This window comes from Silvanigrella paludirubra (assembly GCF_009208775.1).
Lineage (GTDB): Bacteria > Bdellovibrionota_B > Oligoflexia > Silvanigrellales > Silvanigrellaceae > Silvanigrella > Silvanigrella paludirubra.
The window spans coordinates 291,000-308,866 of record NZ_WFLM01000003.1; the positions used below are offsets into that span (position 1 = coordinate 291,000).

15 protein-coding genes are annotated in these 17,867 nt (G+C 31.2%); 11 read left to right on the forward strand and 4 right to left on the reverse strand.

Annotated elements, in window-relative coordinates; translation table 11 throughout:
• Both GCL60_RS08850 and GCL60_RS08855 read right to left on the reverse strand, forming a co-directional pair.
• Positions 1-1,929: a 3'-5' exonuclease gene (locus GCL60_RS08850; RefSeq protein WP_153420293.1), complete on the reverse strand. Its 1,929-nt coding sequence runs from the start codon at positions 1,927-1,929 to the stop codon at positions 1-3.
• Positions 1,930-2,011: 82 nt separating this feature from the next.
• Complete coding sequence (locus GCL60_RS08855) at positions 2,012-2,953, reverse strand: MBL fold metallo-hydrolase (RefSeq protein WP_153420294.1); 942 nt, start codon at positions 2,951-2,953, stop codon at positions 2,012-2,014.
• A 164-nt stretch (positions 2,954-3,117) separates the two neighbouring features.
• Here GCL60_RS08855 and GCL60_RS08860 point away from each other — a divergent pair, with 164 nt between their 5' ends.
• The 8 genes from GCL60_RS08860 (at position 3,118) to GCL60_RS08895 (ending at position 11,372) form a co-directional block, all read left to right on the forward strand.
• On the forward strand, positions 3,118-4,956 hold the full coding sequence (locus GCL60_RS08860; RefSeq protein ID WP_153420295.1) for a DUF6178 family protein: 1,839 nt from the start codon (positions 3,118-3,120) through the stop codon (positions 4,954-4,956).
• Between the two features lie 7 nt (positions 4,957-4,963).
• Complete coding sequence (locus GCL60_RS08865) at positions 4,964-5,446, forward strand: hypothetical protein (RefSeq protein WP_153420296.1); 483 nt, start codon at positions 4,964-4,966, stop codon at positions 5,444-5,446.
• A gap of 5 nt (positions 5,447-5,451) precedes the next feature.
• On the forward strand, positions 5,452-6,546 hold the full coding sequence (gene mnmA / locus GCL60_RS08870; RefSeq protein ID WP_153420297.1) for a tRNA 2-thiouridine(34) synthase MnmA: 1,095 nt from the start codon (positions 5,452-5,454) through the stop codon (positions 6,544-6,546).
• A complete protein-coding gene (locus GCL60_RS08875) occupies positions 6,546-7,373 on the forward strand; it encodes a ribonuclease III family protein (protein ID WP_153420298.1) in 828 nt (275 codons plus the stop codon). The genes mnmA and GCL60_RS08875 overlap by 1 nt, the downstream gene beginning before the upstream one ends.
• Positions 7,370-8,332, forward strand: coding sequence for a GTPase Era (gene era, locus GCL60_RS08880; protein ID WP_153420299.1), 963 nt, complete (start codon positions 7,370-7,372; stop codon positions 8,330-8,332). Before GCL60_RS08875 ends, era begins: the two co-directional genes overlap by 4 nt.
• A 253-nt stretch (positions 8,333-8,585) precedes the next feature.
• Positions 8,586-9,560, forward strand: coding sequence for a hypothetical protein (locus GCL60_RS08885; protein ID WP_161998145.1), 975 nt, complete (start codon positions 8,586-8,588; stop codon positions 9,558-9,560).
• Positions 9,561-9,565: 5 nt separating this feature from the next.
• Positions 9,566-10,177 carry a dephospho-CoA kinase gene (gene coaE / locus GCL60_RS08890; RefSeq protein ID WP_153420301.1) on the forward strand — a complete coding sequence of 204 codons (612 nt, stop codon included), beginning with the start codon at positions 9,566-9,568 and terminating at the stop codon, positions 10,175-10,177.
• Positions 10,178-10,277: 100 nt separating this feature from the next.
• A complete protein-coding gene (locus GCL60_RS08895; protein WP_153420302.1) occupies positions 10,278-11,372 on the forward strand; it encodes a hypothetical protein in 1,095 nt (364 codons plus the stop codon).
• Here the strand turns inward: GCL60_RS08895 and GCL60_RS08900 are convergent.
• Complete coding sequence (locus GCL60_RS08900; RefSeq protein ID WP_153420303.1) at positions 11,369-11,923, reverse strand: hypothetical protein; 555 nt, start codon at positions 11,921-11,923, stop codon at positions 11,369-11,371. The two genes, GCL60_RS08895 and GCL60_RS08900, sit on opposite strands and share 4 nt — an antisense overlap.
• A 447-nt stretch (positions 11,924-12,370) precedes the next feature.
• On the opposite strand from GCL60_RS08900, the gene eat reads away from it, so the two are divergent.
• Positions 12,371-13,744: an ethanolamine permease gene (gene eat / locus GCL60_RS08905; RefSeq protein WP_153420304.1), complete on the forward strand. Its 1,374-nt coding sequence runs from the start codon at positions 12,371-12,373 to the stop codon at positions 13,742-13,744.
• A gap of 6 nt (positions 13,745-13,750) precedes the next feature.
• Here the strand turns inward: eat and GCL60_RS08910 are convergent, their stop codons facing one another.
• Positions 13,751-15,343 (reverse strand): APC family permease, encoded by a 1,593-nt coding sequence (locus GCL60_RS08910; protein ID WP_153420305.1) that lies wholly within the window; start codon positions 15,341-15,343, stop codon positions 13,751-13,753.
• Between the two features lie 153 nt (positions 15,344-15,496).
• On the opposite strand from GCL60_RS08910, the gene GCL60_RS08915 reads away from it, so the two are divergent.
• Positions 15,497-16,483 (forward strand): RluA family pseudouridine synthase, encoded by a 987-nt coding sequence (locus tag GCL60_RS08915; protein WP_153420306.1) that lies wholly within the window; start codon positions 15,497-15,499, stop codon positions 16,481-16,483.
• 137 nt (positions 16,484-16,620) lie between these two features.
• Positions 16,621-17,853 carry an isocitrate dehydrogenase (NADP(+)) gene (icd, locus tag GCL60_RS08920; RefSeq protein WP_153420307.1) on the forward strand — a complete coding sequence of 411 codons (1,233 nt, stop codon included), beginning with the start codon at positions 16,621-16,623 and terminating at the stop codon, positions 17,851-17,853.
• Positions 17,854-17,867: the final 14 nt, after the last annotated feature.

Here is a 17,867-nt window from a genome sequence, read left to right on the forward strand (position 1 = left end):
TTATAAAATAGAAGTATTATACAAACCTTCTAAGTCAAAGAAGTCTACCCATTCACCTTCACCTTTTCTATTATGAAGCCAGTACGAAAATAGTTCCATATCGGAACAAACATCATCTGTAAAAATTATTGGAGATAATGGTGATACAATTTCATCATAATAATTTTCAAAAAGTCTTGTGAAGTACCTTGCGCTTTTTAAACGCTCTGCTTGTTCAAAGGGAAGTCTTGTTTTCTTCGCAACTCGTCCTCGTACAATAATAGCAATATCAAACTCTTTAAAATCATTATTCGATATTAAACACAATCCTGATTTAGGAATTTGTTTCGTTATGGCTGTATTTAATGTTTCGGTAGTATTTTTAATTTCTCTTAATAAATTTAAACTTCTAAGCCAACGTGAAAAGTTTTTAATAGCTTTAATTTTTTTATTTGTTTTTTCTATTCTATTTATTTCTTCATGAATATTGCCATTTAATAAAGAAATAATAACTCTTAAATGCGCGAAACGTTCTTGCATTGTAAAAGAATTATGTTCAAAGGGAAAACATTTAATAATTTCTTGAATTTCGGATAATGCAACTTTTGGTTGTTGAAAAGGTCCAAAACAATAACCAATTCCTTCCTTAAGATGCCCTATTCTTACTAAAGCTTCATTGTCATTATTGCGTCTTCTAGATATTTTAAATTTATCTGATTTGTAAATAGAGGCGTTACGTCTTGTTCTTGTTATTGGAATAACAGCATCATCTTGTTCGCCAAAAGTAACATATAAATTTGTATTTTCTTTATTTTCGCTAATATATGTTTCATCTTCTTCATATTCTTCTATATGAAGTTCACCATGTTGTGGAATTAAAAAAGGAACTTTTTCTGGAAAAACTCTTGCATAATCGAGCATGTCATCGGGAATAAATATTTGTAAAAAGTTCTCACTACGACTTTGACTTTTTCGTGGATCAATTGATAAAGAAATACGTTTTAATTCTTTTTTTTCTTGAATTAGAGAGTCTAATAAACTGCTACAACGTTCAAATTTAAAGCCAGATGCGTCAACAATAATTTTATTCATTTCTCTATCAAGACCAATTTCAGTTAATTGCTGAAGAGATTTTCTTATGCTAGAACTCGCAGTTAAATATGAAATTTCATGATGTGAATTTAAAACAAATAATAACCCTGGAGTTGTTGGAATATTTTCAACTATAGCTGGATTAATTCCTGGTCCTAATTTTCGAATTGTTTCTGCATCGGATTGAATTTTTAAAATATCGTCACAGGATTTAAATCCGTGTCTTTCACACACTTCAATAAGTTTCCAAAAAACATTTGCCGTCATTTCGGCATCTGCAAGTGCATTATGTGCTTCAAGTATTGGAATTTCAAAATAATTTGCAACTCCAGTAAGTGTTTTAGAAGGAATTTCATTTAATATATTTGAAACAATTAAATGAGTACAAAAATAGAAATTTTTGAACTCCTCGTTTTTAAATTCTTTCATGTGATATGTTAAATAAGCAATATCTCCTTGAGCACCATGAGCTACTATAATTGAATTACCAATAAATTTAATGAAGTCATCAAATATTTCTTTTATTGTTGGTGCTTTTGAAACCATTTCATTGTTTATTTTAGTAATTTTTTGAACAATGCTTGGAATATGTCTTTTAGGATTAATTAATGTTTCAAATCTTGCTACTTCTTTTCCTTGTTTATATTTAATAGCTCCAATTTCTATGATGGAACTATTATAAGGATTGCCACCTGTAGTTTCTAAATCAAAAAAAACAATATCCATTTGTGATGGTAAAAGATTTAACCATTGAGGACGGTTTGGATTGGTAATTATCTCAGTTGGAAGTGATTGTTCTTTGCGAACAGTCTTATAAGCAGGCTTAAAGGAACGGTTGTTCTTATTTTGAAATGTCATTTGGTATCATTCCAGAGAATTAAAAGAATGGGTGTTGCCTTAAAAAGAATGACGTAGCCCAAACTAATTATCTCCCATAATATCACTTATTCGTCAATAACGTATTTAGCTCACTGATATTTATGGTTTGGAACTCTGCAGTTAGGAAGCTGTTTTTAAAAATAGCTTGTGCTTCGACTAAAATTTTTGTCTCAAGGTATTCATCTGTACTTGCAGGATCGTGATGAAATATTCCATAATATTTCACACCTGAATTTTTTGCTAAAGTTGCTCCAGCAGCAGCCGTTGAATGTCCCCATCCAATATAATTTTTATAATTACTATCAGAATATGTTGAATCATAAATAAACAAGTTTGAATTTTTAATAAATTTTTCAAGATCTAAATCTTTTCGTGTTCCATGTTCGTGATCTGTTGCATAAACTACACAATTTATTTTATTAAAATCCCAAATTTTATAAGCTAGTGCTTCTTGAGGGTGATTAAGAGGTTGGATTTCAACAAAAATATCATCAATTTGAATGTTTTTAATTCCATTTAATTCATGAAAATGGATCTTATTTAGAGCGGGTAATTGGAAAAATTCAACAGGAAAAAAAGGAGCTGAAAAAAAACGTTGAAATATTTCTTTTAAAGAGTTACCAAATTTTGCTTGACCATATATATGTATTTCACAATCTTCCCTAAAAAAAGGGATGAATTTTGTTAATCCTATGATATGATCATAATGCATGTGGCTCATGAAAAGGTGAAAAACCCTGTCTCCACGTAATAGTGCGTTTTCAGAGCATTTTATAATGCCTGTCCCTGCATCTAAAATTATTGATTTATTTATATTATTTTTAATGGATATCACTTCAACACAAGACGTATTTCCGCCGTATTTTAACATATTTTCATTCGTTATTGGAATAGTACCTCTAGTCCCCCAAAAAGTAACAAATTGTTCTGTTTGAGTAGAGTTTTCTTTCATTGAATCATTAGATTTTCTCTGATATTTGACCCTGCTATGGACTTGGGCCACAAATTCTCCTTCCGTAATCTAATATTACATGCTACGGCAGACTGTTTGAAGTTGATACCTAGGCTTTCCGTCCTTCTGTATAGATGCGATATCCGCTTTATATTTAAATACTCTAAATATAAGACTGCCTGTTTCTAGGTATTTAGGTCAAGGAGTTGGTAAAAATGTTCATGCGTCTTACGCCAAAAAATTTATCTCAAGAAATTGAACCTATAAGCGATTTTCATCTAAAAAATGAGCTTATAGAGGGGAATCGTGTTGCTTGGAAACCGGCAAACCTTGAAAGTCCCCTAGCGCCTGCTTTGCTGGATATTGATTGGCTTACCGCACAGCCGTTATTGCCTTTTATTGCTCAAATAGCTCCTGCGCATTTGCTTTATAGAAGTATAATGGCACATGGCATGGAAGATTCCATTGAAGTGATTGAATGGGTTCGCGGAGAACAGCTTCAAAAAATACTTGATTTTGATTTGTGGGAAAACTCTTTTGAATTTCAAGAGGGCGATATTTCTGCCAGTAAGTTTTTATCTTGGCTAAGAATTTGGATGGAAATTGGCCCAGAATTCGCAGCAAAACGAATTCTTGAACTTGAAGAAGAAACAATAGTCCTTATTATATCTAAATTATTTGAAATTATCCCAGATGGGGTTTCTCAAGTAACAGAAGATATGAGAGAAAATTGGTGGCAATCTGCAGATAATAAATTCTTTTTAAGAATCCGTGATGATAGCAGTGATTCTTTTGAGCTATTAAAACCTTTTGTAGATGCATTATATCAATATAATGCTCGAATTGCTGCTTCTGTATTTGCCCATTCTGCTATGCTTGTTCGTCAAGAGTCTTTAGAATTTGGATTACGCTGGAAATCAGCTCGTTTGGCGGATCAGGGGTTTGTGTCTAAAGAAGAAGCTTTAAAAATTCTTGCTCCTAAAAAACTTGAATTTATTAAACAATCTATTCATGAAGCAAAATTACTTGAGAAAAAAAGAAAAGAAACATTAGAAAAAATGTCTTCTTATTCTTTATCTAATGAAAATAAAGAGACTATCGATCCCGATTTATTTGAAAATATTGTACTCTTTTTGTCTAGCTTAGAACCTGAAGAAGGTGTGCGTTATATGCAGCTTGCTTTAGGTAGTGATGAACTAAAAGAAATTACAGGATCACAAAATATTGATCCTTCTTATTTTTATGAGGATGAAGATTTCATTGCGGAGTCAACTGAAAAAATAATTCAAATTTGTAATAAAGTTTTATTGCGTTCTGAGTTTTTAAACTCTAAAGTAATACACAGTAATAGCCTTTTAATTGAAAAGGCATTTTACGAGTTTATGAAAAAAGATTCAGAAAATGCAATTTATTTAAAAGATCGTGTTGCAAGATTATCAAATATTTTTGTTTCAGGTATTATGAATTCTATTGATAATGATGCTTTAGGTCGCGCAATATCAATTGTTCGTGGAGTATTAAATATTGGTCTTGAAAGTTGTTTAGTTAATCCAACTGATTATGGTTTAGAGTTTGATAAAAATACAACTGATATAGATAAAAGTATTACTTGTATTCAAGTTCTTGGGCTTGAATATTTATTTCAATTAGGTTGGAATATTATATTATCTTTGCAAAAAGAATTAGCAAAAGAAATTACAGATATTGATTTAAATCATATTGTTTATAAAGGTAAATTAAAGACGATCCGCAAGATTAGTCTTAGTGATTCCTCCGTTTTAGAAATTTATTTGGATAAGCTTGTTGAAAACCAAAGATATCCAGATATTCGTTTTTGGCTATCATCAATTGAGTCCACTATTTCTGTTGAATTATTTTTGGTTCTTGAGTCTTTCTTTGGTCGTGTTCCAATGTATTCAGAGCTTCTTTCTGTAGATAAAATAATTGGGGCAAAAAAAGTAAGTCCAATTTTTAAACCTTTTGAAACTCTTCAAGAAATTAAGAGTGCGAAAGAATTTATTCATAATTTTCATCATAATATAGTGATGGAGTAATTTATATATGCAAAAATTATCTTATTTATCTAGTGAAAAATTAAATTTAATTTGGTCTGAAGAGGAAAATCAAAAAATAAAAAAACTTTTAGACAAAAAACATTTAGTTTATCTTGAAAATGAAGAATTTATCATTGAATCTGGTGCTACAAAAGATCAAGTTCAGTTAAAAGTTACTTTAACAAAAAGTGATAAGAGTTATTATTATCCTATTGAATGTGTTTTTGTTAAAGAATCTTCTAGTGATTTTAAAGAAACGGAAGTTGCTTTTAAAATGTTAGATTATCTTGATCTATATTGGACAAATTACTTTTCCGAAGAGAGAAATGTTTTTGTTCCATTAGATTGGAGCAAACATGAATTTGAAGGAATTCATTTTTATATAAGAGGATTTGTAAGAAATCTTCAACTAGAAAACTATGCTAATGATTTTTTAAGTAAACATGGGCATGGAGATTATGAAATCCATTCTATTTCTTCCGAGACTTAATCAAAATGAAAAAACGTGTACTTATAGCAATGTCTGGAGGAGTTGATAGCTCCGTTGCCGCTGCACTTTTAGTTGAAAATGGTTACGATGTTATTGGTGTTACAATGCAACTTTGGGATTATTCTAAGAATGAATCTAGTTGTGATCCAAATAGCAAATTTGATACATGCTGTAGTTTAGATGATGTTGCAGATGCTAGATTAGTCGCTCATAAATTAGGAATTCCTTTTTATGTTTTTGATTATCAAGATGATTTTAAAGAAAATGTAGTAGACTATTTTACAGACGAATATTTAAAAGGTCGTACTCCAAATCCTTGTGTAGCCTGTAATACTTTTCTTAAATTTGATCATCTTTTAGATAGAGCTCAAAGGCTGGGTTGTGATTATGTTGCAACTGGGCATTATGCAAAAATACAATATGATGAAATTTATGATGAATATAAATTACTAAAAGGTCTTGATTCTCAAAAAGATCAAAGCTATTTTTTATATTCACTCACTCAAGAAAGGCTTTCAAAAGTCCTTTTTCCAGTTGGTGGGTTATCAAAACCCGAAGTTAGAGAAATTGCTGAAAAATATGGCCTGGTAAATGCAGCAAAAAAAGAAAGCATGGAAATATGCTTTATTCCTAACAACGACTATGCAAAGTTTATTTCTAATCGAGTTCAAGATTCTGATTTAATTAAAGGTGAGATTCGTCATGAAGAGGGGCAATTATTGGGCACCCATGATGGTATTCATCAGTTTACTGTTGGGCAAAGAAAAGGTCTTAAAATATCTTATGCTAACCCTCTTTACGTTACCCGAATAGATTCTGAAACAGGGACGGTTTTTGCGGGAGAAGATAAATACCTGCTTCGTTCTGGTTTTTCCTTTAAACAGTTTCATATGGTTCGAAATTTTGGCTCAGAAATAGATTTTGAAGTTAAAATTCGTTACCGTTCTGCCCCATGCAAAGCAATTTTAGAAAAAAATGGTGATTTTGTGACTCTTCGGTTTCAAACCCCCCAAAAGTCCGTAACACCTGGACAAATAGCTGTTTTGTATAAAGACAATGAGGTTGTAGGGGGCGGTTTTATTGATAAGGTCTTTATCTGATGCTGGAAAAACGACTTACGCTTTTAAGGTCTCATTTTCGTGAGCTAAATTTTGCTAAATTAAGCCGAGTTTTTCCACAAATAGAAGCAAATATAGATAAGCTTGGAGAAATTCAAGAATATAGATATCAAGATAAAAAATTAGCTGCCATTTCTTTAGTACACCGATCCTCTTTAGTTTATTGGCCAACAGATAAATCTGGTGTCTTTTCAAATGAAAGACTCGAGTTTTTAGGAGACGCTTTTTTAAGCTTTTTTATAGCTTCTGAGGCTATGATTGAGCATAAGTCTTTGCAAGAAGGTGATCTTTCAAGATTAAGAGCTGCTTTAGTAGGAACTGAAAATCTTGCTTTAAAAAGTAGGGATCTTGGTATAGGTGATTGTTTGCTTGTTGGTAAAGCTGAAATGAATTCCAATCCTCAGAGAAGAGATAACGTTTTAGCTGATGCTTTTGAAGCGGTTACAGCGGCTTTACTTCTAGATGCTGGAGAAGACAAAGCCCATTCGTGGCTTCTCAAAGTTTTTGCAGAGGATTTAAAAGCTGGCCAAGATATTCTTTTAAAGTTTGATTCAAAAAGTAAACTTCAGCAATGGACTCAAGGAATAATCGGGGTTCCACCTGTGTATAGAACAATTGGAACGGAAGGCACTCCTCAAGAAACTTTTTTTATTGTCGCTGCTTTTATAGGCAATACGGAAATAGGTAGAGCAACTGCCGCTAGTAAAAGAGATGCAAGTAAGAAAGTTGCTGAACTCATTGTAGAAAAAATAGAAACAGGAAAGCTAACAAAAGAAATGATTATAAGTTTTTTTGGAAGGGAAAAATGATAAAAAAATGCGGATACGTGGCTCTTTTAGGTAGACCAAATGCAGGAAAGAGTACCTTTCTAAACGCCTTTTTAGGTGCAAAACTTGCCGTTGTAAGTAACAAACCACAAACAACAAGAAATAAAATATTAGGAGTCAGTACAGAAGGAAATAGCCAAGCACTTCTTTTAGACACCCCTGGGATTCATAAATCTCAAGGTCTTCCTAAAATGAATCAAGTCATGAATAAAGTTGCGTGGAGTGTCCTCAGTGATGCCGACTTAGTTTGTTATTTAATTGATGTAACGCAAGGCTGGTCGGAAGACGACGCTCTTTGGCTCGAAGGCATATTAAAAAAATTCGATAAAAAGCTTCTTGTCCTTGCAACTAAGACAGATAAGGTTAAGATAGAAGAAGTAGAGCACGGTAGGTTAAATATTGTAAATCGATTCCAAAACCTTTTTGAAGGAATTAAGGCGTCGTCTGAAATAAAATGTCAACTTATTGGAGAAGTGCCTCAATTAATCTCATCTAAGAGACCAGAGGAAATTTCATCATTAAGGCAGTTCATTTTATCGCAGATGCCTGAAGGTGAGTGGCTATTTGGAGAAGATGATCTTACAGATAGACCGCAACGTTTTGTTTGCGCAGAAATAATTCGCGAACAAATTTTCCGTCAACTTGGTCAGGAATTACCATATAAAATAGCAGTTGTTATTGATATATTTGAGCATAAAAATAATGTAACAAATATTTCTGCAACTATTATTGTGGATCGTGATTCCCAAAAAGGAATCGTAATTGGTAAGCGTGGTTCACGTCTAAAAAGTATTGGAACTGATGCAAGAATTTCCTTGGAAAGGCACCTTGAAAAAAAGGTATTTCTAGAACTTTTTGTTAAAGTAAAACCAGGTTGGACCGAAAATTTAAATATGCTTTCAGAATATGCTGACTTGCAAGATCCTAATGACGCTAATTAATTTTAAATTAGCAATATAGGAAAAATTTTCCTTTTTAGTTACTTTTTAGCTACTTGTTTTAATGATTCATTTATGGGATTGTGTAAGAAGCGAGAAAACCTCTCCTTCTAAATGTTTCAAGTTATATTAATTGCATAGGATTTTTTTATTGAGATTCTACCTGAATTACTAATTTATTAAATAACCTTTATTTTTGTTACTTTATATTTGGAGTATCGTCGTGATTTATTTTCACTCCCGTAGGTATTTTTCTTTGTCACTTTTTGAGGAATCATCAAAAGATTCCATGATTGAAGGTTCCCCTGTTAAAAGAGGTAGGGGTAGACCTCCAAAATTAAAAGCAGTTGCATCAGATTTATCTGATAAAAATGATTTGAGCAAAGAAGAATTATTAGCAACAACTTTTTCGAGTGAAATAGAATCTGATCTTGAGCCTACAAAAGAAGTGGAGAATATCGTGGCTTTAAGCACAATTGATGAAAATGTAATTGAAGAAGTGAATCCTGCAGAAGAAGTAAATACAGAAATGAATTGGGATTCAGAGCAAAATATTGCTTTTGAATTAGATGATGAAAATCAAAATTTTGATGATAATTATGAAGAAGAATATATTGATGAAAATGTTCCTGAAGTTAGAGACTTTTCTCAAAATAATGTTTCTTTAAGTTTTTCTTGGTCACTAATGAACCAACTTAGACAAATGTCCAAAATGGAAGGTATTTCTGTAGAAGATTTACTTGTTGAATTAGTTGCAGAAGGTGTTGCTAAGCGCGTGTTTGAAGACCAAAATCGTCCAACGCCTAGTCATTTAATGACAAGAACAGGTTATGTACATTCGGATGGAACTCAATCTGCTCCGCAACCTCATTTAAGTCATCATATGATGAATAATAATAGACAACAGCAAAATAATTTACAAAATAGAAATAATAGATTTAGTTTTCAACAAAGAAATCCTCAGCATCAGCAACAAAATAATAATAATAGAAATTCTGTAAACAACAGAAATTATCAACAAAATAATAATAATAATAGACAACCTAATAATAACCAAAACGGTTTTAGAAACCAATATTCAAATAATAATAACAATCCTCAACAACAAAGATTTAATTCAAGACCAAATTATCAAAATTCGCAAAGATTTTATGATGATCAATCTTCATCAACAAATACCCAGCAAACGGGAAATCAATACAGACAACAACGAGATAATAATAAACGTTAATCCATATGTCTAAAAAAATAGCTATTACTGGAGGCATAGGCTCAGGAAAATCATCTTTAGCAAAAATATTGGCTCAAAGAGGATATTGTGTTTGGGATGCAGATATATTTTCCAGAGAAGTTTTATTTTTGCCCGAAGTACAATCAAGAATAAAAACAATATTTGGTGACTCCGCTTTTATTAGCGATGGTAATTTAAATAGAGAAATGATCCGTAATATCATTTTTGAAAATCCAAAATTAAAAAAAGATCTTGAAAAAATTTTACATCCAGCGATGTTTGATCTTTTTAATTCAAAAATGTCTATTATAAGTAAAGTTTCTCCTTCTTCATGGATATTTTATGAAGCTTCTTTAATTTTAGAATTGGGAAGAAAATCATTTTTTGATTTTTGCATTGTTGTGATTGCAGATGAAAATATTAAAATTAAAAGGTTAAATGAAAAAAGAAACTTATCTGAAGAAATTTCAAAAAAAATTATTTCTTCTCAAATGTCTGATAGTGAAAAAATTACCCATGCAGATTATGTCATTGATAATTCTTTAAGTATTCAAGATCTTGAAGAATCTGCTAATAAATTATTAAATTATTTAACTAAAAATTTTAAATCTCAATAAATATTGACGCTAAAATTTAATATTTCTATCTTCAATAATGAATTATATTTTTGTATTATTTTAAAAGAATATTTTTTCTTTTTTAAGAGGATTTATTAAAATGTTTGAAGTATCTTGTGCATCTTGCCAAGCTTCATTTGAATATAATCCAGATGATTATATTCATTTATGTCCTTATTGCTCAGCTGGTTTTATTATAGACTCAGAAGAAGGTGCAAAAGATCTTATTGGTGATCACTATGTTATTCCTTCAAATATTCAAAAAGAAAATATAGAAGAAATATTTAATGATTGGATTATGAAGAGGTATCATAATCCTTCTAAAATAAAAAGTGAATTTAATATTTTAGGTTCGTACGGAGTTATGTTACCTTATTGGGTTATTTCAGTAGAGGCACATACTTTTTGGAGTGGTCATAGCGCAAAGAAAAATTTATATCCAGGGAGAGTGCGAGACTTAGCATCGGGATATTTAAAAGAAGAAGGCCGCTTTAGCAGAAGATATCGTTGGGCAATTTTAGCAAGAAAATCGCCTAAAGAACATTGGGGCCTAGAACGTCTACATCACCCAAGAGAAAGCGTTATGGTTGATTGGGAGGGCTTTCCTTTAGATGAAACTATGGGCGTTCAAGATGAAGGTGTTAAACCAATTTATGAAGCCAAAGTACCATTTAAATATGAACAGGCGAATGAAATTGCTGTGGCAAGTATCCAAACAAAAGAATTATCTGCGGTTACTAGAGCTAAAGATCAAATTAATGAGTATCACAGAAGAATGGCTAAAACAAAAATAGGTACCTTATATGAACATCGAACTGAAATAGAAGTTGTAGGCCTTCATATCGTTCATATGCCATTTTGGTTTATTCGTTATTCCTTTTCACCAAAAAGTTTTTTTAAATTTTTTACAACCGTAAGGGAACGGCGGATTTTAATTCAAGGATATACAAAAGCAGTTTTAGATGCAGAATTGCCATTAAATACTTCTGATAAAGTCATGACAAATATTGTTGTTTGTGGAACGTTAGGTTTTATTTGTTTAACATTATCTGTTTTTATTAGCCCATTATTTTATATATTATTTGTTCTTTTTGTTTTAATTGTAGGCCTATCTTCTTGGAAGATTATCAATAGAGAAAAAACAGATTTAGATACAATCAAAGGTAAAGAAAATAATGAGCCAGTAGGTTCTTAAATAAATTTAGTTGTATTTGTAATTTTATTTATAATTTTATCCAATTCATTCTTGTTATTAAAAAAAATTCGAATTTCTCCTCCCTCACCCTGAGAGTCAAAAGTAATTCGACAATGTGCTTTGAGTTGAGAGATTATTTTGGCTTCTCCAGAAAGGGCTTCTGGAATGTTTATAATAGGATTTGTTTTAATTTCTTTCTTTTTTAAGGCTATTTTTTTATTTGTTTTTTTTAAACTAGATTTTGTTTCCGCTCCATTTTCAATAAATCGCCTCACTTCTTGGCTTAGTTTTTTGAAACCATCTTTTTCACATTGCCTTCTTTTTGCCGCAAAGGTATCTAAAAGTAATTTTCTAGTAAAAATTTCAGGGTAGGATTTCATCTCATTTTTTAAGCTCTCTGGTATGCGAGCTAGCCATATTGCTCTGCTTACAATTTGCGGGTTTTGGCCAGCATTTTTTGCTATGTCTTTTACTGTAATGCCTGAAATCCAAGCATTTCTCCATTCTTCTCCAAGCTTAAAAAAGCGGATACCAGATTGACGAGTAACCATGGGTAAAATTCCTCCTTTAAGTCATCTTATATTCATCTTATTTGGTTTTCAATGGGTTAAAAAATATTGTACTTAAAGAATAAGTAAAATTATTACAAATATTTTTTGACCTTTCTAGGGTCTTTTTAGTGTGTTTTTTTTGAAAGTTGGGAAAAATTAGATTAAATTTATAGCAAATTTAAAAATGTATTTTTTTGGATGTTACTTTAAAAATAAAAAAACAAATTTAAAATAAATTATACTTAAAATTTTGATTATCATTTTAATTTTAATTCATAATTAAAAATCTATTTATATATAAGAATTAAATATAATAAAAATTTTAAATAGAGATAACCATAAATTAAAAAATATTAATATAGAACTAATATTTAATTTATGGTAATTAAAAAAAATTGAAATAAGTTTTATTAAATAGATCTTTCTATGGAAAGAAAGGGTATAATTATGGATTATTCAGCACCAAAACTGAAACCTGTTTTGGGAACTTTTCAACTTTGGGGAATTGCTGTTGGACTTGTTATTTCTGGTGAATATTTTGGTTGGAGTTATGGTTGGGGAACAGCTGGAACGTTAGGGTTTTTAGTAACTACAGCAATTATTTCAGTTATGTATTTCACATTTATATTTAGTTTTACTGAACTTACTACCGCTATTCCTCATGCTGGTGGTCCATTTGCTTATGCAAATAGAGCGTTTGGACCTGTAGGCGGTTTTATTGCAGGTTTTGCAACATTGGTTGAATTTTTATTTGCTCCTCCAGCTATTGCTTTAGCGATTGGTGCTTATTTAAATGTTCAATTTCCAGATTTAAGCGCAAAATGGATAGCAACATTTTGTTACTTTGTTTTTATGATTCTTAATATTGTTGGAGTTAGTATTGCAGCTACATTTGAACTTTTTGTAACTATTTTAGCAATAATAGAATTAATTGTATTTATGGGAATCGTTTCTCCAGGTTTTTCGATTACAAACTTTATTCATGCAGGCTGGGCTGGTGAGAATCATTTTAGTTTTCATACTATTGGAGGAATATTGGCAGCCATTCCATTTGCTATCTGGTTTTTCTTAGCAATTGAAGGGGCTGCGATGGCAGCGGAAGAAGTTAAAAATCCTAAAAAAACAATTCCAATAGCATATATAGCAGGAATTTTAACACTTATCTTATTAGCTATTGGAGTTATGATTTTTGCTGGAGGTGTAGGTGATTGGAGAAAATTATCGAACATAAATGATCCTCTTCCAGAAGCAATGCGCGTTGTTGTAGGGCAAAAAAGCGGTTGGTTGCATATGCTAGTTTGGTTAGGATTATTTGGTTTAGTAGCATCTTTTCATGGCATCATTATGGGCTATTCTAGACAAATATTTGCTTTAGGAAGAGAAGGATTCTTACCTAAATTTTTAGCAAAAATTCATCCCACATTTAAAACCCCATATATAGCAATTATTGCTGGTGGAATTTTTGGGATTGGAATTATATTTAGTGATAATTTAATTGTAATTGGTGGACAATCTTTAAGCGCAAATATAGTAACAATGTCTGTTTTTGGTGCTATTATAATGTATATAACTTCAATGTTATCATTATTCAAATTAAGATCTAAAGAACCAAGTTTAGAGAGACCTTTTTTAACTCCATTTTATCCTATTTTTCCATTAATTGCTTTAGTGTTATCTTTTGTATGTTTATTATCATTAATTTATTTTAATTTATTACTATCGATTATATTTTTAGGTTTATTTGTTTTAAGTGGATTATATTCATTTTTATTTTATAAAGAGAAACCAAATGAAAAAAACAAAGCTAATCTTCTAGCTTAATATAAATTATTTTTTGCTAGAAGAGTGATCCTTTATTAACTTGTAATAAATTTCTTTTGATTCTTTTTCAGATAATGCTGTTTTATCAGCTAAAATGAATACAATGAAACTCGTGATAGCAACAACTAAAAATGCCATTTGCATTGTAATGAGCCCCGTTCCACCTTTAAATGTACCAAGATACGAAACAATTCCTGATAAAATAAGATAAACAATTAACCAGCTAAAAGATTTTAAATGCAATTTTTCGTTTCTTGTTTTTTTATTTAATAAATGTGATGAAATAAAAATAAGAATACCAAGTGCAACTGCTACTTCAAGTTTCCAAACAGTTTCCCATCCTGTCCATTGAAGCATAAGGTTACAAACATAAAATGCTAAAAAAGATAAAAGTTTAGGAAAAGGAAGTTTAAAGGGACGTTCAATATCTTTTAATTTTTCTCTGAATATTGGTAAACATATTGGCCCACATGCAAGAGATAATACAATTGCAGCAGATAAAAAAGCTATCATAGATTGCCAACCAGAAAATGGAAGGAAAAAAAGCATTCCTATGACAAAATTTGCTACAATAGAAACCCAAGGAATTGAAAAACGATTTACTTTTGAAAAAGCTTTTGGTGCATCTCCCTGTAAACTCATTGAATATAAAATTCTTGATGAAGATGCGACAAATCCAACTGCGGTTCCAAAAGGAGAAATAATAGCATCAAAATATAAAACTTTGACCATAAAAGCAAAACCCAAAGAAATACATATTCCTGCAAGAGGTCCAGAATCACCAGAAAAACTAATTTTGTCCCAACCACCAGAAATCGCGGAAGGGTCGACAGATAAAATAAATCCTAATTGCAAAACTGCATATAATGTCATGCTTGCTAATATGGAACCAAATAAAGCAAATGGAATTGATTTTTGTGGGTTTTTAGCTTCTCCAGCTAAGAAAATAGCTGTTTGAAATCCAAAAAAAGAAAAGCTTACTCCACCAACAGCAATTGAAGATAGAATTCCATCGAAACCAAATGGTGCAAAACCAGCTGAAGTTAAATTAGAAGGATGAATGTTTGCTGTTAATAGAAGTATTGCTACGCCTATAGGAATAATTAGTTTCCAAATGACAACAAATTTATTGGTTTCAGCCATAAATTTAACGCCAATTACATTTATTATGGATAAAATTGCCATTAATAATGTTGCTAAGACTAGGCCTTTTCCCGTTAATGCGTGAGATGTTCCAACTTTTTGAGAAATATCTGGGATATAATTTGAAGCATATTGAAGTACGGCTTGAACTTCTATGGGAGCAACTACCATTGTCCACAACCAGGTAATCCAAGCAAAAATGGCGCCAGTCATTTTACCATGACTTATTAAAGAGTAAGCAGTGGATCCTCCACTTAATGGAAGCATAGTAGATAATTCTGCAAAAGTTAGAGCAATAATCCCAACACAAATTCCACCTAATATCCAAGAAAGGATTGCAGCAGGACCAGCTGTTTGTGCAGTATAAAATGATCCAAATAGCCATCCAGAACCTACAATAGATCCTATAGATAAAAATAGGAGACTTGTTTTGGATATGTTTCGTTTAAGTTGCATACTCTCACTTGCCTTTAAAAATGTTAGTAGAGTGATCTGCCATGTTTATAGTAAGACTAAAATCACTTTGAAAGGCTTGTATGCAATAAAAACCTTGGCCTGTCATCCAAATTTTCCGAATTTTTTATAACATACTATTATTAAGGAATAAATATGTTGAAATCTATGAGTGCCAAAATTACTGCTGAGTATAATGGCGAAAGATTTGATGTAGCTGCAGCAGCTCTATTTGAAGAGCTTAGTAGAAAAAAAATTAAATCCATTATTGATGCTGGGGGTGCTTACATTAATAAAAAAAGAGTGCAAATGGCAAAATCAGTAGTAAAAAATGGAGATAAAATTGAAGTTTTTTGGGAAGAAAATCAAATTTCAAGTGAAAAAAAGAAGGAACATAATCAATATAGTTTAAAAAATACGATAGGGACTTTTATTGATAATAATACACTTGTATTTGAAAATGAAGATTTTTTTATAATAAATAAACCAGCTGGAATTGCATCTCAAGCAACTCTTTCTTCAAGTAAAGATACTATTTTGCATGCATTAGCTAATTTTGATTCCTCTAAATTTGATATTCAAAATATGTTTCTAGTTCATCGTTTAGACAAAGATACTTCTGGCTTAATGATTATTGCAAAAAACCAAAGTGCTCAAAAGAAATTTGAAGATCTTTTTAGAGACAAAAAAATTCAAAAAACTTATGATGCATTATGTTTTTATACTCCTAAAAAATTAGAAGGTGAAATTAATTTTCCAATTGCAAAAGATAATTCAAGAAAAAATTGTTATTTTGCTATTACAAATCCAAATTCAAAAAATAAAGATGCAAAATCTTCTGAAACAAATTATATTGTAAAAAAATCTTATAAAAATTGTGATGTCTCTTTAATTTCTTGTTTACCTAAAACAGGAAGAACTCATCAAATTAGAGTACATTTGTCTGCAATAGGTTGTCCTTTATTAGGAGATAAAACTTATTCACAAAATATATATGGGCATAAATATGCTCAATTTGCATTAAGACATATGTTACATGCAAGCAATCTTTCTTTTGAATTAAATAATGAAAAATTTGAATTTCATTCTTCTTTGCCAGAAGATTTTCAACGTATAATAAAAATTTTTGAAGATGTTAAATAATTTTATATCCGTAAAAATGTCATATCAGCTTGAAAATATTTGTAGATAGTTTTATCAAAATGTATCTTGTTTCGTTGTTTATTGGAAAGGCCAACCTTTCCAAAACACTATCTTGGTAAAAAGGGAGGATTTCCATAATGTCATATAAGCTCATTACTGTCCCACAAGGCGGTTCTCATATTAAAGCAGATTCTAACGGTAAATTAGAGGTTCCAAATAATCCTATTATTCCTTATATTGAAGGAGATGGTACGGGACCAGATATTTGGAAAGCGTCACAAATGGTTTTTGATGCAGCCGTTGAAAAAGCATATGGTGGTAAAAAGAAAATTCATTGGATGGAAGTTCCAGCTGGAGAAAAATCTTTTAATGGAAATGGAAGTTGGCTTCCTGACGAAACAATTGATGCTATTAAAGAATACCGCGTTGCTATCAAAGGACCTCTAACAACTCCAGTTGGTGGTGGTATTAGAAGTTTAAATGTTGCACTTCGCCAAATTTTAGATCTTTATCAATGTGTTCGTCCTGTTCGTTGGTACACAAATGTGCCATCTCCTGTTCGTGAGCCACAAAAAGTGAATATGTGTATTTTCCGTGAAAATACAGAAGATATTTATGCTGGTATTGAATTTAAAGCAGGCACGGAAGAGCAAAAAAAATTACGTGAATTTCTCGCAAATACACTTGGAAAAAAAGTTCGCGAAGATTCTGGTTTAGGAATTAAACCAATTAGTGAATTTGGTTCAAAGCGTCTTGTTCGTGCAGCCATTAATTATGCTATTAAAAATAAAAGTAAAAATGTTACTATAGTTCATAAAGGTAACATTATGAAATTTACCGAAGGTGCATTCCGTGACTGGGGCTACGAAGTTGCTAAAACTGAGTTCCGTGATCAATGCGTAACTTGGGATGAGTGTAATGGAAATCCTCCAGCAGGAAAAATTCTAGTTAAAGATGCTATTGCTGACAATATGTTCCAACAGGCTTTGTTACGTCCTGATGAATATGAAGTTCTTGCATGTACAAATTTAAATGGAGACTATCTTTCAGACGCATTAGCTGCCCAGGTTGGTGGATTAGGTATTGCTCCTGGTGCTAATATTGGAGATGGTTACGCTTTATTTGAAGCAACTCATGGAACAGCACCTAAATATGCTGGTCAAGATAAAGTAAATCCAGGATCTGTTATTTTAAGTGGTAACATGATGTTTGAATACCTTGGTTGGAATGAAGTTGTTTCTTTAATAGAAAAAGCATTTGAAAAAACCTTGGCTCAAAAAGTAGTGACTTATGATTTTGCTCGTCAGCTACCAGGGGCAAAAGAAGTAAAGTGTTCTGAATTTGCTAAAGCTATTATTTCAAATATGTAATAAAGGAAAGGTAG